Source organism: Kitasatospora sp. NEAU-69, assembly GCF_057158765.1.
Genome location: NZ_JBWXUE010000009.1, coordinates 113966 through 138930, shown reverse-complemented (window position 1 = coordinate 138930; position 24965 = coordinate 113966). Strand labels below are relative to the sequence as shown.

The following is a 24965-nucleotide window of genomic DNA, read 5'->3' as shown; positions in this document are numbered from 1 at the left end:
TCAACGCGTCATGGACGGACTACTCCGTCTCTGTGATTGACTGCGCCGCCGGGCGAAGCAGGTCGAGGACGTGGGTCCAGCTGTAGCTGTCCCGCCCTCCGCCGGCCTTGGGCTTATGGGGCACGTAGTCGCCGATCAGGACGCCCATGGACCGGAGCCTGGCCAGGCTCTCGCCGTACGCCGGGTGTGCCGCCTGGGCCGAGTTGACGTACGGCTGGATGGCCACGGGGATGCCGAGTCCGTACGCCTCGCAGAGGATGCCGAGCGCGAGCGTGTCAGAGATGCCGGCAGCCCACTTGTTGATCGTGTTGAACGTCGCGGGCGCGACCGCAATGGCGTCGGCCGGAGGGAACGGCTGCGGGATGCTGGGCGTGCGCCAAGCCGAACGGATCGGGTAGCCCGTCTGAGCCTCGATGGCTTCCTGGTCTATGAAACCGAGCCCGTTGGGGGTGGCGATCACGCCGACCTTCCAGCCTTCGGCGTGGGCTGCTGTGATCAGCTCACTCACACCGTCAGCGATGCCTGAGGCGCAGACGACAACGTACAGGAACGGCTCGCGGTGCTCGGTCAAACCTGGACTCCCAGCTCCTGGCAGAAACGGCGAAGTTCCGGGACGGCGCCGCGCCGGTCGCGAGCGGCCATGTCACCGGCCAGCTCGAGCACGCTGGGCCGTCGGCGGATGTCCTCCGAGGCACAGCTCTCCGCGATCCTGAGCGCTTTGTATCCCTCGGCCAGTCTGCCCTGCTGGCTGTAGGCCCGTGCAGCCTCCACCCACAGTGCTGCCCGACGCTCGGGGACCGGGATACGCCTGCGCATCAGGGGCTGGGCGGCTTCCAGCGCCGTTCCCGCGTCGCCGAGGACGACCGAGGCGCTCACCGAGTGGAGCGCGACGTTGGTCGGGCTGAAGTTCGCCCAGGCTTCGGGACCGTCGAGGTCGACGTAGCGCGCGACCTCCTGGGCCTCTGCGAGGAACTCGGCGGTGGTAGCGCGGTCCCCGCCGGAGCTCGCGGCCGTAACCCCGCGAAGGAGCATGAGCCCCAGTGCAGCGAGGTACTCGGGTGGGCGCCGGTCATAGCTGCCGGAGAGCTGGTCGGCGGTGTGCCGGATGAGGGTGACGGCGGGCGCGGTGTGCCGGTCGCGCGCGAGGACGTGCGCCTGGACGCGGACGCTGGAGGCCATCACGACGGGGTCGGCGCTCCGTTCGGCCTCGGCCATGGCACGGCCGACGGCGAGCCAGGCGTTGCCGTGGTCGCCGAGCTTGAGTAACAGGCTGACCGCGGTCTGGTACGCCGTCGCGAGGAGCCCGGACAGGAGCTGATCCCCGCCGCGGGCAGCCTCCCGCGCCTGGCGGAGGTCGGCGATCAGCGGCGGTAGCGCGCCTTCGAGTTCGGCGTACTGGCAGGTGTAGAAGAGCCTCCGGGCCCGGGAGAGCCGGGCCGCGAGTGCGGCCTGGGGTTGTGGCGCGTGCTCGGCTGGAACGGCCCCAGGCAGCAGCGCCTGGACCAGCTCTGCTCCCACGCGGAGAGGAGGTGTCGGCGCCGCGAGCGCGACGACACTCGCGGCCAGGAAGTTGCGACGGTGCATGTCGTCCGTCCTGCTGTCCGCACTGGTACAGGAGGACAGGCCAAGGCTTCCCGGTGGGATGTCGAGCACGGCTGCGACAGCGCGCAGGACGTCGATGTCCTGCGTCCCCTTACCGCTCTCCAACCGGCTGATCTTCGACTGGTGGTAGCCCAGTTCGGTAGCCACGTCCGCCTGCGACCGTCCGCTCAACACTCGTGCGCGACGGATCACTTCTCCGATCCCACCCGCAGCGGAGTGTCCCTTGGCCGTCCGCGACATGGTTCCTCCTGCCAACGCTGATCCTGCCTGGCGAACCGGGCGTAGCCGCATCAGGACAACCCGTCATGCACGATCTGCATGGATCATGCACGCGGAGCCCATGCCCTAACCGCGCGCGATCGAGAGGAGTTGTCTGGTCGTCAACAGCTCGACCACCCTCGCAGCTTGCGGTCCCCCGCTCCCGCATGACCGAGACCCGTCCGCGGTCTCTCGCATGCACTGCTCCAGGAGAAGGATGGATGGATGAGTAACTGGGAGTTCGTGAAGGACAGAACGGCCACGCAGGGAGCTGTGTGGAGGTCCGCCGACGGCCTGCTCTACAAGCGGACCGGCGGCGAGGACCTGTGGAAGGAGAGCGAGTTCCAACGGCTGGCCGCCGGTCTCGGCTACCCCGTGCCGGAGATCGTCGGCACGGGGATCGAGAACGAGGGCTACTTCGTCATCGAGCGTTCCCTGGGCAACACCTCGCTGCACGAGGAGGCACTCGCTGACGCCCAACGGGACGGACAAGTCAGCTACCAGGTCATCGGCATGGCAGCCGCCGTCTCCTCCAAACTCCTGCAGGCCCAGGCCAGGCACCCGCTGCTCGCCTCTCCGTGGTTCGAAAAGGCCGCCTTCGCCAAGGAGGTCTTCGAGGAGAACCCGGACTTCGACACCCCGCGAGTCCGCAAGGCGGTCAAGCAGGCGCTCGACCGGATGGCACAGCTGCCCACCGTCCACGGACATCTGGACTACGGCCTGCCCAACGTGCTTGCAGCCGGGGTCATCGACTGGCAGCACCACGGACCGGTCCCGTTCGGCTACGACGTCTACCCCGCGCTCGACATCGTGGCGTTCAAGGGCGGTGGCAAGGGCTACAGCATCACCCCGGAACAGCGCGCCGCCTACACCGGCGCACTCGACGAGACCACCGCATCCCTGATCGGGCAGCGGGTGAGCGAGCACCTGGGCGATTTCCTGCTCGTCAAGTGCTTCTTCTTCCTCGCCCTCATGCGGCCCACCGACCCCACGCGGCACGACAAGCACATCAAGTGGCAGTACCGCCGCACCCTCTTCACGATGGGACTTGATCAGTATGAGTCGGCCAACACGATCGACACCGGCACCTTCCCCACTCTGGAACGGTTCACCGCTGAACACCGGTAGGCCGGTTCCCACCGTTCGCGACCGCGACTACCTGATGGACCACCACGGCGTCGTCTTCAAGGTCATCGGCGACAGCCACCCCGGCAGCCACTACCTCGGCTACGTCAAGTACCACCCTGACGAGAAGGGCGACCGGTGGCTCTTCGACCGGACCTACCGACAGAACAGCGTCGTGTCGAAGTCCTTCGGCATCCTGGCCGGCAGGCCGGAGTGCTACGTCTACTCCGACACCCTCGGCTGCGTCATCACCGGCATCCCGCGCGAGGACGTGGCCGTCCACTACTCCTGCCGCCAGGCCCTCGCCACCATCCACGAGGACCCCGGCGCGGTCGCCGACAACCCGGCTGGCAAGGACCTCCTGGCGATCACCGAGTGGATCACCGCGAACGACGCCCAGGGTCTGATCGGCGTCACCGGCTCCTTCCTCGTCGGCTGCTTCAACGAGCGCTCCGACATCGACCTCGTCTGCTACGGACCCGAGGGCTACCAGGCCGCACAGGAGCTCTTCCAACAGACCGAGCTGATCCGGCCGTACGACGGAGACGACCTCACCCGGCTGTACATCCGCCGGGCCAAGTACATGGAGGGCAGCTCGTTCGACGCCCTCATCAAGCAGGAACGCCGCAAGCTCCAAGGACTCACCGCCAACGCCGGCGCGCACATCAACTGCGAACCCATCCGCTCCGACCGCGACAAGACCTTCGCCCGGATCTCCTCCAAGGAGATCGGCGAGATCTCGCTCCTCGCCAAGATCACCGACCACGCCGAGGGCCTCACCACCCCGGCCGTCTACGGGATCAAGGTCAAGACCATCCTCAGTTCGACCATCGACGAGGCCGACTCCTTCGCCCGCCGGATCACCCACATGCGCTCGTACCTCGGCGCCTACACCGGTGCCTTCCGGTCCGGCGACAACGTGCACCTGTCCGGCAAGCTCGTCCACACCCAGGACGGCGAACACAGCGGCTTCGGCATCGAACTCACCCCCTGGACCGTCAGCGGCTCCTACGTCGCCAACCTCGCGGGATAGGAGCCTCGTCTTGCCCCTGCTCGTCATCCGACACGCCGAGTCCGTCGAGAACGCCGACAAGTACAACGGGTTCTACCAGGACCCCCGCCCTTACAGCGGAGCCGCCGCCCATGCCATCTCCCGCACCGTCGTCGGCCTGACCCCGCGCGGCTTCCGGCAGGCCCAGTGGCTCGCCGAGGTCCTCCCGCAACTCGCGGGCCCCGAACCGCATGTCTACACCTCGACCTACCGCAGGGCGATCGACACCGCCGCGATCGCCCTGCCGGCCCTCCCCGATGGCTGGCCCCGACAGACCGCGCTCCTGGACGAGCAGCACTACGGCGACGCCACCTACATGACCAAGCGCGAGCTCTACGACAGCTACCCCGCACTCGCCGAGGACCGCCGCCTGCGCAAGCACATCTGGACCGCGCCAGGCGGCGGCGAGTCACTCGCCGAGGGCGTCCTCAACCGGGCCGCCGAGTTCGCCGCCCTCGCCCAGGCCGAACTCCATGAATCGCGCACCGTCGTTGCCTTCACTCACCAGACCGCGGCGGTGGCCCTTCGATCCCTGCTCGAACTCCGCAGCCTGCTCGAGATCCTCGCCGAGGAACGGAAGGGCAAGATGCCCAACGCCGCGATCCTCCACTACCAACTGCACGACGGCCGGTTCACCCGAACAGGAACCACCACCCCGCCGATCTAGGAGGAGCCCGTGCGACACCTGTTCCTCAACGGGCCCGTCCAGAACGGACCCTTCACCTTCGCCACCCGGCCAGGCAAGGCCGTCGGCATTCGCCTCGCAGCCGCCCTCAACGCCATCCTCGGCTTACCGCCGGCACCCCACCTGTGGAACACCGTCACCCTCGCCGGAGACCTCCGCCACCGCCAGGCCGAGGGCCCGATGATCCCCCGCCAGCGGTTCGAGGCCGACCTGATAGCCGACAAGTACCCGTCAGGACAGTCCCCGGTGGGCGGCATCCTGACCGACACCGACGCGGAGGTCGCCAACCTCGCGCTGGAGATGATCGAGAACAACCTCCTCGCCGGCACCCTCACCATCAGCCGCGAGACCGTCCCCACCTGCCGGTCCTGCGGCCACATGACCGGCCCCGGCGGCCACCCCTGCAACGCCTGCGGCAGCACCGACACCCAGGACCGCACGGGCCTCCACCTCGTTGCCGAACTCGCGAAGGACCGCCCCGTCCTCGACCGCTCGGACATCCATGCCAGCCGCCGCCAGCAGCCCAAGCACCTCCAGCACACCGCCGCCAACGTCGCCGAGCGGCTGATCCTCTCCCGAACCCGCGACTACGGCATCGACCTCTCGCCGCTCGGCCTCAACGGCCTCGTCCTCGACCCGCGCGTCGGCATCCACGCCACCGTCCTCGCCGCAGCCCGCCGGCACGAAGCAGACACGGCCGTCATGACCATCACCCAGAACGCCGCCAACCACATCGCCGCCCACGGCCAACACTTCCGCGAAGCCGACGGCACCCGCCTCCAGTACGCTCTCCACGGCCATCTCCCGTACAACCACATCACGAGCCTTCAGCCGCTGTACGAGGCGTACCGAGCCACCCAGGCGATCAAGGACGGTTTTGAAGCGTGGTTCCTCCCGCTCTTCTCCCTGGGAGCCAAGACTGCAACTCGGCCAGACCAACTCCCTGCGATTCTCAAGCACTACATGCGGGCACACTTGCTCAAACCCGCCGAGGCCACCGAGGCCGCTCTCAGAGCCGTACAGCGCTCGATCTGTGCTGGTGACACCGAATGGATCACAAACAAGCAGGCGCTGGCCAGCGTGATGGCCGCCAGCGGGACAGTGGCCACCGCTGCAAAGAGCTGACAGGTCGCTCCAAGGCGCTGCTTTCGGCTTGACCACTGTGTGGAACAGCCGGGCCGGGTTGTGCCTCCAGGTAGCCGAACGCCGTCTGACCGCCGTCACTCGCGACGATCGCGCGCACCTCGGGATCGCGCAGCAGACCGTTGAGCTCCCCGGCGATCTCCGCCGGCGTGGCCGCGCTCCACCAACGGCAGCGTCCCGCTTCGAGAGGGTCACACGATTTTCGCGGTGGCTGGAGTCGGCGGCGAACGTCGGATCAGCCCCCGAGCACCGGCCGGGGAGCCTTCGTGATGGGATTCATTCCGGCTCCACATCCACGCGCAGAAGAGCACCGCCCCCTGCAACCGAAGCGGGCACTGGAACCATCCTGACCGACAGAACGCGCGTGGCGGATCCGCATGGCCCGCGTGCGTCCCCACACCAGCAGAGAGAGATCCGGCATGAACCACGAGCCCAGGCACGCCTTGAGCGAGGAGTCGTCCCTCAACGGCGAGGCACCGATCGGCGCCCCGGCCCGGACGGCCGCCCGCCGGAGTCGACGGCTCACGTTGGTCGGCGCCGCGGCGGTCGTGGTCGCGCTGCTGAGCGCCTGCTCCGGGCACACCAGCGCGCAGCAGAGCAGCTCAGCGGCGGCCGGCGCCGCCACGGTCAGCAGCCAGCCGAGCCCGACCGCCAGCCCGAGCACCGCCGCCCAGCCGAGCCAGACCGACAGCCCCTCCTCCCCCACCAGCAGCGCCGCGGCCAGCTCGTCGATACCCACCGCCGCCACCACCACCGCGCCCACCACCCCGCTGCCCAGCGACGGCCCGTTGGTCCCGGTCACCGCGCCGGCGCTCCTGGCCGCCGTGGTGCAGGCGCTGCCCGCCGGGCTGACGGCTGATCACTTCGAGGCCCGCCAGCCGTCCGCCGGCGACCCCTACCCCAGCGTGTTCGCCCAGGTGCACACCCCCGGCGGCACCGGACAGCTCGGGGTCAGCATGTACCCGAGCAACGGTCCGCTGAACTGCTCGGGCGGCGGCGGCGCCTGCCACACCGACTCGGCCGGCGAGCCGATACAGGTGCAGCACGAACCGGGCAACTGCATCCAGGACACCGTCGTCACGGTGCAGCGCAGCGACGGCCTCAACCTGGAGATCCAGATCTCCAGCTGCCTCTTCGCCGGCAACGTGCCGGCCGTCCCGGCGCTGACCCAGGATCAGGCCGTCACCCTGGCGGGCAATCCTGCGATCAAGGCCAAGATGCCGGCCTCCTACGTGCAGGCCGCCAAGACGCGGTACCCGGACCTCCCCCAGGTCTAGCGCCGGCGGTCAGCCCGCCGGTCGCATGGTGCCGCGCCGGCCCTCGGGGCTGGTCAGCCACTCCAGCTTCTCGGCGGTGTCGGTGCCCGGGAGCGGGTTGTGCAGCACGATGGTGAGGTCGGGCCGCTCCGGCACCCGCAGCTGGGTGGACTCGAAGGACAGCACGCCGACCACCGGGTGGCTGATCTCCTTGCCCAGCTGGCCGCCGGGGCGCACGTCGCCACGCGCCCAGAGCCGCGCGAACTCCTGGCTCTGCTCGGCGAGTTCGTCGACGATCTCCTGGTAGCGCGGGTCGCCGGGCTTCTCCGAGGCGGCGGAGCGGAACTGCGCGACCACCGCGGCCGCGTTCGTCTGCCAGTTGGCGTCCCGGGAGCGGTAGATCGGGTTCAGGAAGTAGTTCGCCAGGCAGTTGCTCTCCCCCTCGCCGTAGCCGAAGACCAGCCCGGCGGCGTCGTTGAACGCAACGGTGGTCCAGTACGGGTCCAGCATCTGCGCCGGGAACGGCATCCAGGCGTCGATCAGCCGGCGCAGCCCGTCCGGGAGCGGGGCGCGGACGGCCTCCGGCAGCGGCGGGTTGAGGCCGGCCAGCAGGTAGAGGTGGCGCCGCTCGGCGCCGGTCAGCAGCAGCACCCGGGAGACCGCGTCCAGCACCTGCGGGGAGACCGTGATGTCCCGGCCCTGCTCCAGCCACTGGTACCAGGAGACCCCGACGCCGGCGAGCACCGCGACCTCCTCCCGGCGCAGCCCGGGGGTGCGGCGCCGGGCGCCGCCGTCCGGCAGGCCGGCCTCGGTCGGGCTGACCCGGGCCCGGCGGTTCATCAGGAACTCGCGCAGTTCGCGGCGGCGACGGGCGTCCGGGTCCACCGGATCGGCCGATATCTCCTGGCGTTGCTGACTGGTGGTCATACCAACAGGATAAGTAGACACTCTCCACGGTGTCCGCGATCGCCGAAGTATGGACGCATGGCAGTCACCACCGCGGAAGCGGCCTCCGCACCGGCAGCGCTGAGCGTCCGGTCCAAACTCGTCCTCCTCGTCCTCTGCGCGGCCCAGTTCGCGGTCGCACTCGACTTCTCGATCCTGAACGTCGCGCTGCCCGCGCTCGGTGCCGACCTGCACCTGAGCCAGGCCAACCTCCAGTGGGGTGTCACCGCCTTCGCGCTGCCGTCCGGCGGGTTCCTGCTGCTCTTCGGCCGGATCGCCGACCTGCACGGACGGCGCCGGCTCTTCCTGACCGGCCTGGTCGTGTTCAGCGCGGCCTCCGCGCTCGCCACGCTGGCCTGGGATCCGGCGTCGTTCCTGACCGGCCGGGTGCTCCAGGGCATCGGCGCCGCGATGATCGTCCCGGCCGGCATGGCGCTGCTGACCACCACGTTCCACGAGGGGCCGGAACGCGACCGCGCGCTCGGCGTCTCCGGGATGGTGCTCTCGCTCGGCTTCACGGTCGGCATGCTGCTCGGCGGCGTGCTCACCCAGACGCTCGGCTGGCGCTCCACCATGGCGCTGAACGTGCTGATGGGCGCGGCCGTGCTGATCGGCGCGCCGAAGCTGCTGACCGAGAGCAAGCTGCCCGAGCGCCCGCGGATCGACGTGCCCGGCGCGGTGACCATCACCGGCGGCCTGCTGGCGCTGATCTACGCGCTCTCCACCGCTGCCCAGCGCGGCTTCGGCCACCCCGATGTGATCGTCGGCCTGGCCGCCGGTCTGCTGCTGCTGACCGCGTTCGCGGTGATCGAGTCGCGCACCGAGCAGCCGCTGGTCTCGCTGCGGGTGCTGCGGCGGCGCACGGTGGCCTGGGGCAACATCGGCGGGCTGGCCACCTTCGCGATGATGAGCTCGGTGATCTTCCTGAGCTCGCTCTACCTCCAGCAGGTGCTCGGCCTGAGCCCGGGCGCCAGCGGCCTGGTCTTCGGGGTGCTCGGCCTGGCCGCGGCGTTCGGCGGCTCGGTCGCGCCGAAGGTGATCGGACGGATCGGCGCACCGCGCACGCTGGTCGCGGGCCTGCTGATCCAGGCCGTCTTCACCGCCGCGATGGTGCTGATCGGCGCGCACGGCGGCACCTGGCTGGTCGTGCTGGCCGGCTCGGTGGCCTGCTTCGGTCACCTCTGGGCGATCGTCGGCTACAGCATCACCGCGACCTCGGGCCTGCCGGACGAGGAGCAGGGGCTGGCCACCGGTCTGGTGACGAGCACCCAGCAGGTCGGCCTCACGGTCGGCATCCCGCTGCTGAGCGCGCTGGCTTCGAGCCGGATCGACGGCCTGCGGTCGGCCGGCGCCTCCTTCGCGCAGGCCACGCTCGATGGGGTCCGGCTGGGGCTGGGCACGGACGCGGCGGTGGTAGCGGCGGTCGCGCTGCTGCTGGCGCTCGGCCTGCGGGCCTGGCGGCGGACGGGGTGACCGAGCCGCCAATCCGCCGAGCCGCCGTGGACGGGCCCAGCTGGGTCCGTCCACGGCGGCTCGGTTCAGTTCGGTAAAGCTTCAGTCCTCGGCGGCGCCGGCTCCCGAGGCGCGGCGGACCGGGGTGACCACCACGGTCCCGATCCGGTTGCGGCGGCCGGCCGAGCTCTCGGCGATCAGCCGGATCGCGGTTATCGCCGAGTCCGCCGCCTGGCCGTCCTCGGGGACCGGCAGCTCGCACGCCGAACCGGGGATCGGCACCCGGCCCAGGTGCTTGGCGAGCAGGCCGCCGACCGTCTCGACGTCCTCGTCCACCAGCTCCAGGCCGAACAGGTCGCCGAGGTCCTCGACCAGTAGCCGGGCGGTGATCCGGAAGGAGCCGTCGCCGAGGTCCTCGACCGGCGCGATCTCCCGGTCGTACTCGTCGGTGATCTCGCCGACGATCTCCTCCAGGATGTCCTCGATCGTGACCAGCCCGGCCGTGCCGCCGTACTCGTCGATCACGATCGCCACGTGCGAGCGCTTCTGCTGCATCTCGCGCAGCAGGTCGCCGGCCGGCTTGCTGTCCGGGATGAAGACCGCCGGCCGCATCACGGCGTCCACCTGCTCGGCCTCCGCCTCCCGGTTCACGTGGGTGCGCCGGACCAGGTCCTTGAGGTAGACGATGCCGACCACGTCGTCCTCGTTGTCGCCGACCACCGGGATCCGCGAGAAGCCGGACCGCAGCGCCAGCGTGAGCGCCTGGCGGACGGTCTTGTGGCGCTCGATCATCACCAGGTCGGTGCGCGGCACCATCACCTCGCGCACGATCGTGTCGCCCAGCTCGAAGACCGAGTGCACCATGCGGCGCTCGTCGTCCTCGATCAGGTCGTCCTTCTCGGCCAGGTCGACCAGCGCGCGCAGCTCGGCCTCGGAGGCGAACGGCCCCTCGCGGTAGCCCTTGCCCGGGGTGAGCGCGTTGCCGAGCAGGATCAGCAGCCGCGGGATCGGCCCGAGCACCCGGGCCAGCGGCAGCAGCACGTAGGAGGAGGCCGTCGCGGTGGTGAGCGGGTGCTGGCGGCCGATGGTGCGCGGCGAGACGCCGACCGCCACGTACGAGACCAGCACCATCACGCCGAACGCCAGCAGCACCGCCTGCCAGGTCTCGTGCAGGTTGCGCACGCAGACCACGGTGACCAGCACCGCCGCCGCCATCTCGCTGGCCACCCTGATCAGGGTGGCCAGGTTGAGGTAGCGGATCGGGTCACTGGCCAGCGTCAGCAGTCGGTCCGCGCCGCGGCGGCCGTTGCGGACCGCCTCCTCGGCGCGGAACCGGGAGACCCGGGAGATGCCCGCCTCCGCGCAGGCAGCCAGCCAGCCGAGCATGACCAGCAGGAAGGCGCCGACCAGGAAGCTCGTACTATCACCACTCATGACGGATCAGTGGGTGGTGGGCGCCGGGGAGATCCCGGACAGCCCCCGACCGGCCCGCCAGTCGTCGAGGATCCGCTTCTGGAGCGCGAACATGGTGCGCTCCTCCTCCGGCTCCTCGTGGTCGTAGCCGAGCACGTGCAGCACGCCGTGGACGGTGAGCAGCTGGAGCTCCTCGTCCGTCGAGTGCTGGGAGGGCGCCGCGGCACCCTGTGCCTTTGCTACCTCCGGGCAGAGCACGATGTCGCCGAGCAGACCCTGCGGCAGCTCCTCGCCCTCCTTGCCCGGACGCAGCTCGTCCATCGGGAAGGACATCACGTCGGTGGGACCGGGCAGGTCCATCCACTGGATGTGCAGCTGCTCCATCGCCTCGCTGTCGATGAGGATCACGGACAGTTCGGACTGCGGGTGGATCCGCATCTGGTCGAGGGCGTAGCGGGCGACGTCGAGGATGGACTCCTCGTCGACGTCCCAGCCGGACTCGTTGGCGATGTCGATGGACATGAAGGGGTCTGCGCTCAGCTTTCGGTGCGATGGGGCTGTCGGGGGGCGCGGCTGCGCGGACCCCGGGGGGCGGACTTGCGGGCGGCGACGGCGGTGTCCTCGCCGTTCTCGATGTCCCAGCGCTCGTAGGCGTCCACGATCCGGCCGACCAGCTTGTGGCGGACCACGTCGGTGCTGGTCAGGATCGAGAAGTGGATGTCGGGGACGTCGGCGAGGATCTCCTGGACCACCTTGAGACCGCTGCGGGTGCCGCCCGGCAGGTCGATCTGGCTGGTGTCGCCGGTGACCACGACCCGGGAGTTGAAGCCGAGGCGGGTCAGGAACATCTTCATCTGCTCGGGCGAGGTGTTCTGCGCCTCGTCGAGGATGATGAAGGCGTCGTTCAGGGTGCGGCCGCGCATGTACGCGAGCGGCGCGACCTCGATGGTGCCGGCCGCCATCAGGCGGGGGATCGAGTCCGGGTCCATCATGTCGTGCAGCGCGTCGTACAGCGGGCGCAGGTACGGGTCGATCTTCTCGTAGAGCGTGCCGGGCAGGAAGCCCAGCCGCTCGCCGGCCTCGACCGCCGGGCGGGTCAGGATGATCCGGTTGACCTCCTTGGCCTGCAGCGCCTGCACGGCCTTGGCCATCGCCAGGTAGGTCTTGCCGGTGCCGGCCGGGCCGATCCCGAAGGTGATCGTGTGCCGGTCGATCGCGTCGACGTAGTTCTTCTGGTTGACCGTCTTCGGCCGGATCGTGCGGCCGCGGTTCGACAGGATGCTCGCGGTGAAGACCGCGGACGGGCTGTCGGCGCTGCCGGACGGGTTCTCGGCGGCGCTCTTCAGCATCGCGATCGAGCGCTCGACGGCGTCCTCGGTCAGCGGCTGGCCGGTGCGCAGCACCAGCATCATCTCGCTGAACAGCTGCTTGACCAGGGCGATGTCGGCGCGGTCACCGGTCGCGGTGACCTCGTTGCCCCGGACGTGGATGTCGGTGTCCGGGAAGGACCGCTCGATCACCCGCAGGAGGGAGTCGGTGGCACCGAGCAGGGTGACCATCGGGTGCTTCTCGGGGATCACGATCCGGGCGCTGAAGCCGTCGCCGCCCTGGGCGCGGGTCTGTGCGGTGTCACTCATCGGTTCGCTCATGGGTCGGCGCTGGGCCTGCCTCATCCCATCCGTGGTCTCGGGGTGCCGCTCGGTCGGTTCCGGGGTCACCAGGGTACGCCGCGCAGGTGTTCGCCGTGGCGTGGCCCGATCGATGGTGGGCCACGCCCCGGGGGTCACGCCAGCCCTTTTCGCACCTGCCGGGCCGGGGATACGGGCCTGACTCAGGACGGCCGTCGCGGCGGCACCGGGATCCGGGCCAGGTCCTCGGCGATCACCAGCTCGCCGTCGAAGTGCGCCCGGGCCTCGGCGAGGTGGCCGGACAGGTCCGGGTAGCGCTGCGAGAAGTGCGTGAGCACCAGCATCCGCACCCCCGCCTTCGCGGCGACCTGGGCGGCCTGCGCGGCGGTCAGGTGGCCGTGCTCCTCCGCCAGGCCCGCCTCGGCGTCCAGGAAGGTCGCCTCGATCACGAGCAGGTCGGCGCCCTCGGCCAGCGCGTGCACGCCCGCGCAGAGCCGGGTGTCCATCACGAACGCGACTCGCTGGCCGCGCCGCAGCTCGCTGACCTCGTCGAGCGTGATCCGGCGCCCGGCCAGCTCGACGGCACCGGTGCGCTGCAGCTCGCCGACCGCGGGCCCGCGCAGGCCCAGCGCGGCCAGCCGCCCGGGCAGCAGCCGGCGGCCGTCCGGCTCGGTGAGGCGGTAGCCGAAGGCCTCCACCGGGTGCGAGAGCCGCACCGCCTCCAGCGTGAACGGCGCGCCCGGCGCCTCCAGCGGGCCGTCCGCGGTGATCGGGTGCGGGCGCAGCTCGGCACTCTGGTGGAACGCGGTGGCCTGCCGCAGCCGGTCGTAGAAGACCTGGCCGGAGCCCGGGTAGTAGGTGTGCACCGGGTGCGGGACCTTGTCCAGGTTGATCCGCTGGACCACCCCGGCCAGGCCCAGGCTGTGGTCGCCGTGGAAGTGCGTGACGAAGATCCGGGTCAGGTCGGTGGCCGAGACGCCGGCGTGCAGCATCTGGCGCTGGGTGCCCTCGCCCGGATCGAAGAGCAGGCCCTCGCCGTCCCAGCGCAGCAGGTAGCCGTTGTGGTTGCGGTGCCGGGTCGGCACCTGGCTGGCCGTGCCGAGGACGACGAGTTCGCGCTGCGTCACCGGATCAGACCATGCCCTCGCGCAGCGGCATGCCGCCGAGCACGTGGATGTGCGCGTGGAAGACGGTCTGGCCGGCCCCGGCCCCGGTGTTGAAGATCAGCCGGTAGGCGTCGAGGCCCTCGTCGGCGGCGACCGCGGCGGCCTCGGTGAGCAGCTCGGCGGCGATCAGCGGCTCGGCGGCGGCCAGCTCGGCGGCGTTCGGGTAGTGCACGTGCGGGATCACCAGGACGTGCGTCGGCGCCTGCGGACGGATGTCCCGGAACGCCAGGGTGCGCTCGGTCTTGCGGACCACGGTGGCCGGGATCTCGCCGGCCACGATCTTGCAGAAGAGGCAGTCGGGGTTGGTCTGGTCGGCCATCGGGCGCACTCCGAAAAAAGGTCGGCGGGGCTGGCGGGGCGTCGGATCATCCCGTCGGGTGATCTGACGCCCCGCCAACCTACCGGACGCGTCTTTACCGCTGCGGAGTGGTCGGCAGCGGCGGCGCCGTCCGGGCCGGGGTCTCGGCCAGCCGCGCCAGGGCGATCCGGACGGCCTCGGCGAGCTGCGGGTCCTCCCCCGCCGCCCACTGGTGCGGGGCGATCACCACCTCCACGTCCGGCGTGACGCCGCGGTTCTCCACCCCCCAGCCGTAGCCCTCCAGCCAGGTCGCGTACTTCGGCTGGGTGACCAGCGTGCCGTCGACCAGGCGGTAGTTGCTGTCGATGCCGATCACGCCACCCCAGGTGCGGGTGCCGACCACCGGGCCGATGCCGAGCGCCTGGATCGCGGCGTTGATGATGTCGCCGTCCGAACCCGAGTGCTCGTCGGCCAGCGCGACCACCGGGCCGCGCGGGGCGTCGCCCGGGTACGGGTCGGCGGTGGCCAGGTCGCGGCCGCGGCCCCAGCCGACGATCCGGCGGCCGAGCTTCTCCAGGATCAGCTGCGAGGTGTGCCCGCCGCGGTTCTCCCGCAGGTCCACCAGCAGGCCCTCCCTGGCCATCTCCACCCGCAGGTCGCGGTGGAGCTGGGCCCAGCCGGCGCTCAGCATGTCCGGCACGTGCAGGTAGCCGAGTCGTCCGTCGGAGAGCTCGCGCACGGCCGCCCGGCGCCCGGCCACCCAGTCGTGGTAGCGCAGCGGCTCCTCGTCGGCCAGCGGGACGGCGACCGGGTGGCGGGTGCTGCCGTCGGCGTGCCGGACCGTCAGCTCGACCGGCTGCCCGGCGGTGCCGGCCAGCAGCGGCGCCGGACCGGTGACCGGGTCGACCGGCCGTCCGTTCACCGCGAGCAGCGCGTCGCCGGGGCGGATCGCCACGCCCGGGGCGGCCAGCGGCGAGCGGGCCCGCGGGTCGGAGGACTCGCCGGGCAGGATCCGGGCGATCCGCCAGACGTCGCCGTCGCGCTCCAGGTCGGCGCCGAGCAGGCCCTGGCGGCGGGCCGCCGCGGTCGGACGGCCGGGCGGCACCACGTAGGCGTGCGAGGTGCCGAGCTCGCCGACCACCTCCCAGAGCAGGTCCACCAGGTCGTCGTGCGAGCCGAGCCGCTCGACCAGCGGGCGGTAGCGCTCCAGCGCGCCGTCCCAGTCGAAGCCGCCGAGGTCGGCCAGCCAGTAGTTGTCGCGCATCAGGCGGCCGTTCTCCTCGAACATCTGCCGCCACTCGGCCGCCGGGTCCACGGTGACCCGCAGCCGCTCCAGGTCGACCCGGATCTCCTCGTCCTCGCCGGCCTTGTGGTCGGCCGGGACGATCCGCAGCTCGCCGCCGTCCAGCACCGCGAGCCGGCTGCCGTCGCCGCAGACCGAGAACGAGTCCAGGCTGTCCACCAGCTGCTCGGCCCGCAGCTTGCGCAGGTCGAAGCGCTCCAGCACCGGCCCGGGGCGCTGGTCCTCGGGCGTGGCCGCGTCGTCGCCCAGCTCGCCGACCTGCGGGTACCTGGTCCAGAGCACGCCGCCGCCGGCGGTGCGCAGCGCGCCGAACCGGCCGCCCTCGACCGGGAAGGCGACGATCCGGTCGGCCAGCCCCTCCAGGTCGATCACGGTCGTCGGGGTCGCATCGGCCTCGGCAGCCTTCTCGCCGCCGTCGGCGGCCTTCTCCTCGGCGCCGTCGAACGAGCGCCCGGCCCGCTGCGGACCGAACGGGGACGGCGTGTCGGCGGCCAGCGTCAGCAGGTACGGCCGGCTGCCGGTGGGGAACCCGAGGTCGAACGAGTGCGCGTCGTAGACCGGGTCGAAGTTGCGCTGGGACAGGAACGCCAGGTGCTTGCCGTCCGCGGTGAACGCGGGCGAGCTGTCGACGAACCGCTGCGGGGTCGCCTCGCTGACCGTGCCGCCGGCCAGGTCGGCGAGCATGATCTGGCGCAGCGACCAGGGGCCGAGCGTCGGCTGCGACCAGGCCAGCCAGGCCGAGTCCGGCGCGAAGGCCAGGCCGGTCACCTCGCCGTCCGCGCTGCGGGCCAGCTCGCGCACGCTGCCGTCGGCGAGCGTCACCAGCAGCACCCGGCCGTCGTGCGCGGCGACGGCGGCCCGCTTGCCGTCCGGCGAGACCAGCAGGCCGAGGACCCGGCCCAGCTGCCCGGCGGCGAGGCGCCGGCGCTCGGCGCCGAGCGCGTCCGGGGCGTACTCCAGCGCGTCGTCACCCTCGGCGTCGGTCACCCAGAGCGCGCCCTGCGCCGCGTCCTCGGTGGCCGGCGGGACCACCCGGGGCAGCCGGCCGCGCACGCCCGGGGTCTCGTCCAGCACCCGGGCCGGACCCTCCCGGTTGGTCAGCCAGTGCACGGTGCCGCGCACCGCGACGGCGGCGGCGCGGGCGGTGGCGTCCGGCGCGGCGGTCTCCAGCCAGCCGGCCACCGGGGCCGGGAACGGTCGGCGGCCGGTGCGCGGGCCGGCCGGGCGGACGTCCAGCCGGCGCGGCGCGGCGTCCCCGGTCACGGCGTCGAGCAGCCAGAGGTCGCCGCCCGCGTGCCAGACGATCCGCCGGCCGTCGGTGGCGGCGTTGCGGGCGTAGAAGGGCAGGCCGGCCGGGCTGATCGCGCGCAGCTCGGAGCCGTCCGGGCGGCTCGCGTAGAGCCGGCCGGTGCCCTCGTGGTCACTGAGGAAGGCGACGTGGCCGCCCGGCTCGCCGCCGGCCAGCCACATCGGGGACTCGATGTGCCCGTCGAGCTGCTCGTGCAGCCGGTGGAACTCTCCGCCCTCGGCGCCGATCCAGAGCTTGCCGGCGGTGCCGCCGCGGTACCGCTTCCAGCGGGCCGGCTCGGTGCTGTAGTCGGAGACCAGCAGCGTGCGCTCGCCGTCCGGCTCGAAGGCCAGGCCGCCGACCGGGCCGAACGGCAGCCGGCGCGGCCGGCCGCCGTCCAGCGGGACCGCGAAGGCCCAGGTGTGCCGGGCGGTGGACTGACCCGCGTTGGTGACCACGACCGGCTCGCCCTGCGGGGTCCAGCCGCGCAGCTGGGCACGGCCGGCGCGGCCGAAGTGGGTCAGCCGGCGGGCCTCGCCGCCGTCGGCCGCGGCGACGAACACCTCGGGGGCGCCCTCCCGGGTGGAGGTCCAGGCGATCAGCTGCCCGTCCGGGGAGAACCGCGGGTACGAGACCGGGGTGCGGTCGGCGCTCAGCCGCCAGGCCCTGCCGCCGGCCAGCGGGGCGAGCCAGACGTCGTCCTCGGCGATGAAGGTCACCAGGTCGCCGTGGACGTGCGGGTGGCGCAGATACGCGCCGGCGGGGATGTTGTCGGGTTCCGTCACTGCGTCAGGTTACGCAGCGTCAGCCGGTGAGGCCAGTGTCAGCCGGGGGCACGCGGACGGGTGGGGCGCCTGCTGCCAGGCGTGCTTCCGGCCCCTCCGGGGAACGGCGCCGGGCGGGCGCCGGCGGGCCCTGGAACGCTCAGTCGGTGCTCAGGACCAGCGGCCGGTGCGGCCGAGCAGCAGCGCGCCGGCCGCCACCCCCGCGGTGGAGGTGCGCAGCACGGACGGGCCCAGCCGGTACGGCTTCGCGCCGGCCTCGGCGAAGGCCGCGAGCTCCTCCGGGCTCACTCCGCCCTCCGGCCCGACGATCAGCAGCAGCTCACCGCTCGCCGGCAGCTCGGCTGTGGCGAGCGGCTCGGCGCCCTCCTCGTGCAGCACGGCGGCGAACGCGGCGGCGGCGAGCAGCGGCACCAGCTGGCGGGTCGTCATCGGCTCGCGCACCTCGGGGAACCGCAACCGACGCGACTGCTTGCCCGCCTCGCGCGCGGTGGCCCGCCACTTGGCCAGCGCCTTGGCGCCGCGATCGCCCTTCCACTGCGTGATGCAGCGGGACGCGGACCACGGGATCACGGCGTCCACGCCGACCTCGGTCATGGTCTCGACCGCGAGCTCGCCGCGGTCGCCCTTGGGCAGCGCCTGGACCACGGTGATCCGCGGGCTCGGCGCGGGCTCGGCGCGCAGCTCGGCCAGCGTCACGTCGAGCGCGTCCTTGCCGTGCACGGCGCTCACCGTGCCGTGACCGCCCAGGCCCTCGCCGTCGGTGAGGGTCACCGCCTCGCCGACCTCGAGTCGCTTGACGGCCGCGGCGTGCCGGCCCTCGGGCCCGTCGAGGCGGACCACGGAACCGGGCGCGGCGGCGCTCAGCCGGGCGGTATCGACGACGAAGACGGGTGCGGTCATGGTGCGGGCTCCTGGTGCGGCTTCCTGGGAGGGTGGTGAAAAGGCGGGTGGGGAGCCGAGGACTTCCTCGGCTCCCCACCCGCCCGGGACTGCGGACGGCTCAGCGGCCGTTGAACGCGTCCTTCAGCCGGGAGAAGAGGCCCTGCTGGCCCGGCGCGAAGTGGCCGGAAGGCCGCTCCTCGCCGCGCAGCACGGCCAGCCGGCGCAGCAGATCCTCCTGCTCGGGGTCGAGCTTGGTCGGCGTCTGCACCTCGACATGCACTATCAGGTCGCCCCGGCCGCCGCCGCGCAGGTGCGTGACACCGCGGCCGTGCAGCGGGATGGACTGGCCGGACTGGGTGCCGGGCCGGATGTCCACCTCCTCGAGGCCGTCCAGCGTCTGCAGCGGCACCTGGGTGCCGAGCGAGGCGGCCGTCATCGGGATGGTGACCGTGCAGTGCAGGTCGTCGCCGCGGCGCTGGAAGGTCGGGTGGCTGGTCTCGGCGATCTCCACGTAGAGGTCGCCGGCCGGGCCGCCGCCGGGGCCGACCTCGCCCTCGCCCGCCAGCTGGATCCGGGTGCCGTTGTCGACACCGGCCGGGATCTTGACGGTGAGCGTGCGGCGGGCGCGGACCCGGCCGTCGCCCGCGCACTCCGGGCACGGGGTCGGGACCACGGTGCCGAAGCCCTGGCACTGCGGGCAGGGACGCGAGGTCATGACCTGGCCCAGGAAGGACCGGGTGACCTGGGAGACCTCGCCCTTGCCGCGGCACATGTCACAGGTCTGCGCGGAGGTGCCGGGAGCGGCGCCCTCGCCGTTGCAGGTGGTGCAGGTGACGGCGGTGTCCACCTGGAGTTCCTTGGTGGTGCCGAAAGCGGCCTCCTCCAGGGTGATCTCCAGCCGGATCATCGCGTCCTGACCGCGCCGGGTCCGCGACCGCGGGCCGCGCTGGCCGGAGGCCGCGCCGAAGAACGCGTCCATGATGTCGGAGAAGCCGAAGCCCGCCGCGCCCGCGCCGAAGCCGCCCGCGCCACCGCCGCCGTTCGGCGACAACGGGTCGCCGCCGAGGTCGTAGACCTGCCGCTTCGCGGGGTCGGAGAGCACCTCGTAGGCGGCGTTGATCTCCTTGAACCGCTCCTGAGTCTTCGGGTCCGGGTTGACGTCCGGGTGCAGTTCACGCGCCAGGCGCCGGAACGCCTTCTTGATCTCGTCCTGCCCCGCATCCCGTCGGACGCCGAGTACCGCGTAGTAGTCCGTGGCCACCAAATGCTCCGCTTGTTCCGCCTCTAGAAGTGCTGCGACTGGATCACCCGCCGGTGTCGGCGGGTGCTTCTCTTACGACTCGGCCAGGATCTGACCCACGTACCTTGCCACCGCCCGCACTGCTCCCATCGTGCCCGGATAGTCCATCCGGGTCGGGCCGATCACCCCGAGTTTGGCCACGCTCTCATCGCCCGAACCGTAACCGACCGAGACGACGGACGTGGAATTCAGGCCCTCGTACTCGTTCTCCCGGCCGATCCGGACGGTCATCCCCGCCTCCGCCGTCTCGCCGAGCAGGCGCAGCAGCACCACCTGCTCCTCGAGGGCCTCCAGCACCGGCTGGATGGTCAGCGGGAAGTCATGGCCGAAGCGGGTCAGGTTGGCCGTGCCGGCCAGCATGATCCGCTCCTCGTTCTGCTCCACCAGCGACTCGAACAGGGTGGACAGGACGGTGGTCACCATCGGCCGCTCGGCCGGGTCGAAGGAGGCGGGCAGGTCCTCCACCAGGGCCGGCACGTCCGGGAACCGGCGGCCGCCGGCCCGGGCGTTCAACCGGGCACGCAGGTCGGCCAGCGTGTTCTCGCCCGCCGGGCTCGGGCAGTCGACCATCCGCTGCTCGACCCGGCCGGTGTTGGTGATCAGCACCAGCATGACCTTGGTCGGGGCCAGCGCGACCAGCTCGATGTGCCGCACGGTGGATCTGGTCAGCGACGGGTACTGGACGACGGCGACCTGCCGGGTCAGCTGCGCGAGCAGCCGAACGGTACGGGCCACCACGTCGTCCAGGTCGACCGCGCCGTCCAGGAAGTGCCGGATCGCGCGGCGCTCGGGGGCGCTCATCGGCTTGACCTCGGCCAGCCGGTCGACGAAGAGGCGGTAGCCCTTGTCGGTCGGGATCCGGCCGGCGCTGGTGTGCGGCTGGTGGATGTAGCCGTCCTCCTCCAGCGTCGCCATGTCGTTGCGCACGGTGGCCGGCGAGACGCCGAGGTTGTGCCGTTCGACCAGCGCCTTGGAACCGACCGGCTCCTCGGTGCCGACGTAGTCCTGCACGATCGCGCGCAGCACGGAGAGTTTGCGTTCGTCCAACTGACGGACCTCCAGCCGGCTCACCTCGGCCGCGGTGGCGGCCCGCACCGTCGCCGGACGGGCGACCGCGGGACGCCCGCCCCGGGCGGTGGGCCCCGCGGCGGCGGGCTTCCTGGAGGCGGCCTTGACCGGGCCTGCCTGCGGCGCAGCGGGCGTGGGGGTGTCGGCCGCTTCGGCCCCGGGCGCGGGGGCGGGCGCGGCCGCCGGCTCGCGGCCGGTCGGGCGCGGATCGGAATCCGGTTCGTCGAACATGGCACGCACCTCCCTCTTCGCGCGTTGTCCTGGGTACCAGGTCTTGCGGTGTCCGTTGATCGGCTTGGCACTCTGGTCTCCAGAGTGCCAAAACCGTACCTGCCAGTGTAAGGCCCGGGTCCGACAGCAGGAACGCCCTGGCTCGGGATGCCGCACGGATCACGTTTTGCCCCCTCCCCGGCCGGCCGGGTGCGGTGGGTGCACGACACGCCCCCGGCAACCGCATCCGGCCGGGGTAGTGCCCGCGGTCGGACGAAGTGGCAGCATCGATATCGACCGAGACTGATCGGTCCTACCGACGTACTTAGGAGCAGCCATGTCGGCGTCAGGCCACCAGACCCGCTTCGCACCCGACCGTGGTCTGTCCGTGCGGATGGTCACCACGATGTTCCTGATCGGGCTGCTGTACGTCGGGTTCACCGGTGTGCTCATCGTGCTGCTGAAGGGGGCCTGGCCGCTGATCGTGCTGCTCGCCGGCGGCCTCTTCATCGCGCAGTTCTGGTTCAGCGACAAGATCACCGAGCGCGCGATGGGCGCCCGCGCGGTCACCCCCGAGCAGTACCCGCAGCTGCACGGGACCATCGACCGGCTCTGCGCACTGGCCGACATGCCCAAGCCGCGCGTCGCGGTCGCCGAGAACGACATGCCGAACGCCTTCGCCACCGGCCGCAACCCGGAGAACGCGGTGGTCTGCGTGACCACCGGCCTGCTGCGCCGGCTGGAGCCGGAGGAGCTGGAGGGCGTGCTCGCCCACGAGCTCTCGCACGTGGCGCACCGCGACGTCGCGGTGATGACGGTCGCCGGCTTCCTCGGCGTGCTCGCCGGTGCGATCACCCGGATCGCGCTCTACAGCGGCATGATGGGCGGCAACAACCGCAACAACAACGACCAGAACGCCGCGATCGCGATGCTGGTCATCCCGCTGGTCAGCATGGTCGTGTACGCCATCAGCTTCCTGCTCACCCGGCTGCTCTCGCGCTACCGCGAGCTGGCGGCCGACCGGGCCGCGGCCCAGCTGACCGGCCGGCCGAGCGCGCTCGCCTCGGCGCTGACCAAGGTCACCGGCCAGATCGGCGCGATCCCGACCAAGGACCTGCGCCAGGCCCAGCCGTACAACGCCTTCTACTTCGCCCCCGCGCTGAGCGCCAAGGAGACCGCCTCCCAGCTGCTCTCCACCCACCCGTCGCTGGAGCAGCGGCTGGAGCAGCTGGGCAAGATCTCCGCCGAGCTGGGACGCTGACGGTCGGCCCGAGCCGCACGGGCCGGCGCCGGAACGAAAGGAACGACACGTGGGATTCCTGGACGCGCTGCTGGGCCGGAGCAAGCCGGTCCGGCCGGACCTCGACCAGCTCTTCGGTGTGCCCTCGGCCGCCCTCACCCTGGAGGCCGCCGCGGGCTTCACGCCCACCGGCGTCGGCTCGGTCTGCTTCGCCGCCGTCGAGGGCGGGGCGTTCGGCGAGGTGGAGCGGCAGGTTCGCGCGCTGCTGGACGCCGACACGCCGAACGGCGGGGTGCCGGTGGAGGCCAGCCGGGACGGCTACGGCTACTCCTGGCTGCTCGCCCGGCACACTCCGGAGGAACTGCCGGACCTGGTCAACGACCTGCACGCGGTCAACAGCGAGCTGGAGGCGAACGGCTTCGGGCCGCAGCTGCTCTGCTCGCTGGTCGGCTTCCGGAACGAGGCCGGGCAGTCGCTGGCGCTGGTCTACCTGTACAAGCGCGGCACGTTCTACCCGTTCGCCCCGATGCCCGGCGGCGGCGAGCGGCGCAACAGCCCGCTGGAGCTCCAGGTGAAGGCGATGCTCGGCAACGACCTGCGGGTGGAGTCGGACCTGAGCCGCTGGTTCCCGGTCTGGGGCGCGCCGGGGCTGTAGGACGGCTCGGGGCTGTAGGACGGGTCGGCGGCTCTCTGACGGGCCGTCGATTTTTCCTATAGTTCCTCCCATGCGCAGCACTCAGTACGGTCCCGACCTCACTCCCCCCTGGAAGCGGCAGCAGCCGGCTCCCGAAGTGGCCGCCGAGCGCGACCTGGTGGTGGAGGAGGTCGGCACCGGCTTCTGCGGGGCCGTGGTGCGCTGCGAGAAGACCGCCGAGGGGCCGACCGTCACGCTGGAGGACCGGTTCGGCAAACACCGGGTCTTCCCGCTGGAGCCGCGCGGGTTCCTGCTGGACGGCAAGGTGGTCACGCTGGTCCGCCCGACCGCGGCGGCCCCGGCGAAGGCGCCCGCGCGCACCGCCTCCGGCTCGGTGGCGCTGCCCGGCGCCCGGGCCCGGGTGGCCAGGGAGTCGCGGATCTACGTGGAGGGCCGGCACGACGCCGAGCTCGTCGAGCGGGTCTGGGGCGACGACCTGCGGATCGAGGGCGTCGTGGTGGAGTACCTGGAGGGCATCGACGACCTGCCCTCGATCGTCGCCGACTTCGCCCCGGGCGGCGGCCGGCGGCTCGGCGTGCTGGTGGACCACCTGCTGCCCGGCACCAAGGAGCACCGGATCGCCTCCGCCGTCACCGGCGAGGCGGTCCTGGTGGTGGGCCACCCGTTCATCGACGTCTGGCAGGCGGTCAAGCCGGCCTCCGTCGGCATCCCCGGCTGGCCGGACGTGCCGCGCGGCGAGGTGTGGAAGGAGGGCATCTGCCGCCGCCTCGGCTGGCCGGTGGACCCGCCGGCCGCCTGGAAGCGGATCCTGGCCTCGGTGAACTCCTTCCGCGACCTGGAGCCGAGCCTGTTGGGACGGGTCGAAGAACTGATCGACTTCGTCACCCAGCCGGGGCACTGAGGCCCACCAGGGCCCGGTCAGTGGGGCCCTGGTCAGTCCACCAGGTCCCGGACCACCGCGTCCGCCAGCAGCCGGCCGCGCAGGGTCAGCGCCGCCCGTCCGGCGGCGAACTCCTGCGGGCGCAGCAGGCCGTCCGCGAGGGCCTGCTCCGCGGCGCGCAGACCGGCCGGGGCGAGCAGGTCGAGCGGGCAGCCGTCGACCAGGCGCAGTTCGAGCAGGATCCGCTCGACCCGCTGGTCCTCGGCCGGCAGCACCTCGCGGCCCTGGGCCGGGGTGCGGCCCTCGGCGATCGCCTGCGCGTAGGCGGCCGGGTGCTTGGCGTTCCACCAGCGCACGCCGCCCACGTGGCTGTGCGCGCCAGGACCGGCGCCCCACCAGTCGGCGCCGGTCCAGTACAGCTCGTTGTGCCGGCAGCGCCCGGCCTCGCTGGTGGCCCAGTTGGAGACCTCGTACCAGCTGTAGCCGGCGGCGGCCAGCGCCTGCTCGGCGATCAGGTACCGGTCGGCGTGCACGTCGTCATCGACCATCGGCAGTTCGCCGCGCTTGATCCGGGCGGCGAGGCGGGTACCGTCCTCGACGATCAGCGAGTACGCCGAGACGTGGTCGGGCCCGGCGCCGATCGCGGCGTCCAGCGAGGCCCGCCAGTCGTCGTCGGTCTCGCCCGGGGTGCCGTAGATCAGGTCCAGGTTGACGTGCTCGAAGCCGGCCGCGCGGGCCTCGGCGACGCAGGCCTCGGGGCGGCCGGGGGTGTGGTGGCGGTCCAGCACCTGCAGCACGTGCTTGCGCGCGCTCTGCATGCCGAAGGAGATCCGGTTGAAGCCGCCCTCGCGCAGTTCGGCCAGGTACGCCGGGGTGACCGACTCCGGGTTGGCCTCGGTGGTGATCTCGGCGTCCGCGGCGAGCCCGAACTCGGAGCGGATCGCGGCCAGCATCGCGACCAGGTCGGCGGCCGGCAGCAGGGTGGGCGTGCCGCCGCCCAGGAAGACCGTGCGCACCGGCAGCTCGGCCTCGCCCAGCACCGTGCGGGCGTGGCGGATCTCACCGATCAGGTTGGCCGCGTAGGTCTCCTGCGAGGCCACCGTGCCCGCCGAGCGCAGCTCGGTGGCGGTGTAGGTGTTGAAGTCGCAGTAGCCGCAGCGGCTGGCGCAGTAGGGCACGTGCAGGTAGAAACCGAACGGACGCTCGCCGAGGCCGGTCAGCGCGTGGGCGGGCAGCGAGCCGTCGGACGGCACGGGTTCGCCGTCGGGGAGTGCGGAGGGCATGCGTCCATTGTCCGGTACGGCCGCGGTGATCCCGACGGCCGTACCGGAG

At 72.0% G+C, this 24965-nt stretch carries 22 protein-coding genes; 9 read left to right on the top strand and 13 right to left on the bottom strand.

Annotated features, from left to right (window positions below; translation table 11 throughout):
* Positions 1-19: 19 nt before the first annotated feature.
* Both AC060L_RS12980 and AC060L_RS12975 read right to left on the bottom strand, forming a co-directional pair.
* Complete coding sequence (locus tag AC060L_RS12980; protein WP_483798830.1) at positions 20-571, bottom strand: flavoprotein; 552 nt, start codon at positions 569-571, stop codon at positions 20-22.
* On the bottom strand, positions 568-1842 hold the full coding sequence (locus AC060L_RS12975) for a helix-turn-helix domain-containing protein (protein ID WP_483798829.1): 1275 nt from the start codon (positions 1840-1842) through the stop codon (positions 568-570). Before AC060L_RS12975 ends, AC060L_RS12980 begins: the two co-directional genes overlap by 4 nt.
* A 243-nt stretch (positions 1843-2085) precedes the next feature.
* On the opposite strand from AC060L_RS12975, the gene AC060L_RS12970 reads away from it, so the two are divergent.
* From AC060L_RS12970 to AC060L_RS12950, 5 genes are all read left to right on the top strand, one after another.
* On the top strand, positions 2086-2988 hold the full coding sequence (locus tag AC060L_RS12970) for a phosphotransferase (protein WP_483798828.1): 903 nt from the start codon (positions 2086-2088) through the stop codon (positions 2986-2988).
* A 34-nt stretch (positions 2989-3022) separates the two neighbouring features.
* On the top strand, positions 3023-4018 hold the full coding sequence (locus tag AC060L_RS12965) for a nucleotidyltransferase domain-containing protein (protein WP_483798827.1): 996 nt from the start codon (positions 3023-3025) through the stop codon (positions 4016-4018).
* 10 nt (positions 4019-4028) lie between these two features.
* The gene (locus AC060L_RS12960) at positions 4029-4703 is read left to right on the top strand and encodes a phosphoglycerate mutase family protein (RefSeq protein WP_483798826.1); all 675 of its coding nucleotides are present in this window, start codon (positions 4029-4031) and stop codon (positions 4701-4703) included.
* Between the two features lie 9 nt (positions 4704-4712).
* Positions 4713-5846 carry a hypothetical protein gene (locus AC060L_RS12955; RefSeq protein WP_483798825.1) on the top strand — a complete coding sequence of 378 codons (1134 nt, stop codon included), beginning with the start codon at positions 4713-4715 and terminating at the stop codon, positions 5844-5846.
* 437 nt (positions 5847-6283) lie between these two features.
* A complete protein-coding gene (locus AC060L_RS12950; protein ID WP_483798824.1) occupies positions 6284-7141 on the top strand; it encodes a hypothetical protein in 858 nt (285 codons plus the stop codon).
* Positions 7142-7150: 9 nt separating this feature from the next.
* On the opposite strand, the gene AC060L_RS12945 is transcribed toward AC060L_RS12950, so the two are convergent.
* Positions 7151-8047: a helix-turn-helix transcriptional regulator gene (locus AC060L_RS12945; protein ID WP_483798823.1), complete on the bottom strand. Its 897-nt coding sequence runs from the start codon at positions 8045-8047 to the stop codon at positions 7151-7153.
* A gap of 57 nt (positions 8048-8104) precedes the next feature.
* Here AC060L_RS12945 and AC060L_RS12940 point away from each other — a divergent pair, with 57 nt between their 5' ends.
* Positions 8105-9538: an MFS transporter gene (locus AC060L_RS12940; protein WP_483798822.1), complete on the top strand. Its 1434-nt coding sequence runs from the start codon at positions 8105-8107 to the stop codon at positions 9536-9538.
* Positions 9539-9619: 81 nt separating this feature from the next.
* On the opposite strand, the gene AC060L_RS12935 is transcribed toward AC060L_RS12940, so the two are convergent.
* From AC060L_RS12935 to hrcA, 9 genes are all read right to left on the bottom strand, one after another.
* Positions 9620-10951, bottom strand: a complete 1332-nt coding sequence (locus AC060L_RS12935) for a hemolysin family protein (RefSeq protein WP_483798821.1) — start codon at positions 10949-10951, stop codon at positions 9620-9622.
* A 6-nt stretch (positions 10952-10957) separates the two neighbouring features.
* Positions 10958-11452 (bottom strand): rRNA maturation RNase YbeY, encoded by a 495-nt coding sequence (ybeY, locus tag AC060L_RS12930; protein ID WP_483798820.1) that lies wholly within the window; start codon positions 11450-11452, stop codon positions 10958-10960.
* Between the two features lie 14 nt (positions 11453-11466).
* Positions 11467-12567, bottom strand: coding sequence for a PhoH family protein (locus AC060L_RS12925; protein WP_483798819.1), 1101 nt, complete (start codon positions 12565-12567; stop codon positions 11467-11469).
* A gap of 194 nt (positions 12568-12761) precedes the next feature.
* Positions 12762-13685: a ribonuclease Z gene (locus tag AC060L_RS12920; protein WP_483798818.1), complete on the bottom strand. Its 924-nt coding sequence runs from the start codon at positions 13683-13685 to the stop codon at positions 12762-12764.
* Between the two features lie 4 nt (positions 13686-13689).
* Complete coding sequence (locus AC060L_RS12915) at positions 13690-14043, bottom strand: HIT domain-containing protein (protein ID WP_483798817.1); 354 nt, start codon at positions 14041-14043, stop codon at positions 13690-13692.
* Between the two features lie 94 nt (positions 14044-14137).
* Positions 14138-17398 (bottom strand): S41 family peptidase, encoded by a 3261-nt coding sequence (locus AC060L_RS12910; RefSeq protein ID WP_483798816.1) that lies wholly within the window; start codon positions 17396-17398, stop codon positions 14138-14140.
* Positions 17399-17548: 150 nt separating this feature from the next.
* Entirely contained in the window at positions 17549-18298 is a 750-nt protein-coding gene (locus tag AC060L_RS12905; protein WP_483798815.1) for a 16S rRNA (uracil(1498)-N(3))-methyltransferase, read from the bottom strand.
* Positions 18299-18398: 100 nt separating this feature from the next.
* Positions 18399-19541 (bottom strand): molecular chaperone DnaJ, encoded by a 1143-nt coding sequence (gene dnaJ / locus AC060L_RS12900; RefSeq protein WP_483798814.1) that lies wholly within the window; start codon positions 19539-19541, stop codon positions 18399-18401.
* 72 nt (positions 19542-19613) lie between these two features.
* Positions 19614-20879, bottom strand: a complete 1266-nt coding sequence (gene hrcA, locus AC060L_RS12895) for a heat-inducible transcriptional repressor HrcA (RefSeq protein ID WP_483798813.1) — start codon at positions 20877-20879, stop codon at positions 19614-19616.
* A gap of 316 nt (positions 20880-21195) precedes the next feature.
* On the opposite strand from hrcA, the gene htpX reads away from it, so the two are divergent.
* The 3 genes from htpX to AC060L_RS12880 all read left to right on the top strand — a co-directional run bounded on the left by htpX (position 21196) and on the right by AC060L_RS12880 (position 23654).
* Entirely contained in the window at positions 21196-22119 is a 924-nt protein-coding gene (gene htpX, locus AC060L_RS12890) for a zinc metalloprotease HtpX (protein ID WP_483798812.1), read from the top strand.
* Between the two features lie 49 nt (positions 22120-22168).
* A complete protein-coding gene (gene pspAB / locus AC060L_RS12885; protein WP_483798811.1) occupies positions 22169-22753 on the top strand; it encodes a PspA-associated protein PspAB in 585 nt (194 codons plus the stop codon).
* Positions 22754-22823: 70 nt separating this feature from the next.
* On the top strand, positions 22824-23654 hold the full coding sequence (locus AC060L_RS12880; protein WP_483798810.1) for a DUF3097 domain-containing protein: 831 nt from the start codon (positions 22824-22826) through the stop codon (positions 23652-23654).
* Positions 23655-23686: 32 nt separating this feature from the next.
* Here the strand turns inward: AC060L_RS12880 and hemW are convergent, their stop codons facing one another.
* Complete coding sequence (gene hemW / locus AC060L_RS12875; RefSeq protein ID WP_483798809.1) at positions 23687-24916, bottom strand: radical SAM family heme chaperone HemW; 1230 nt, start codon at positions 24914-24916, stop codon at positions 23687-23689.
* Positions 24917-24965 lie beyond the last annotated feature (49 nt).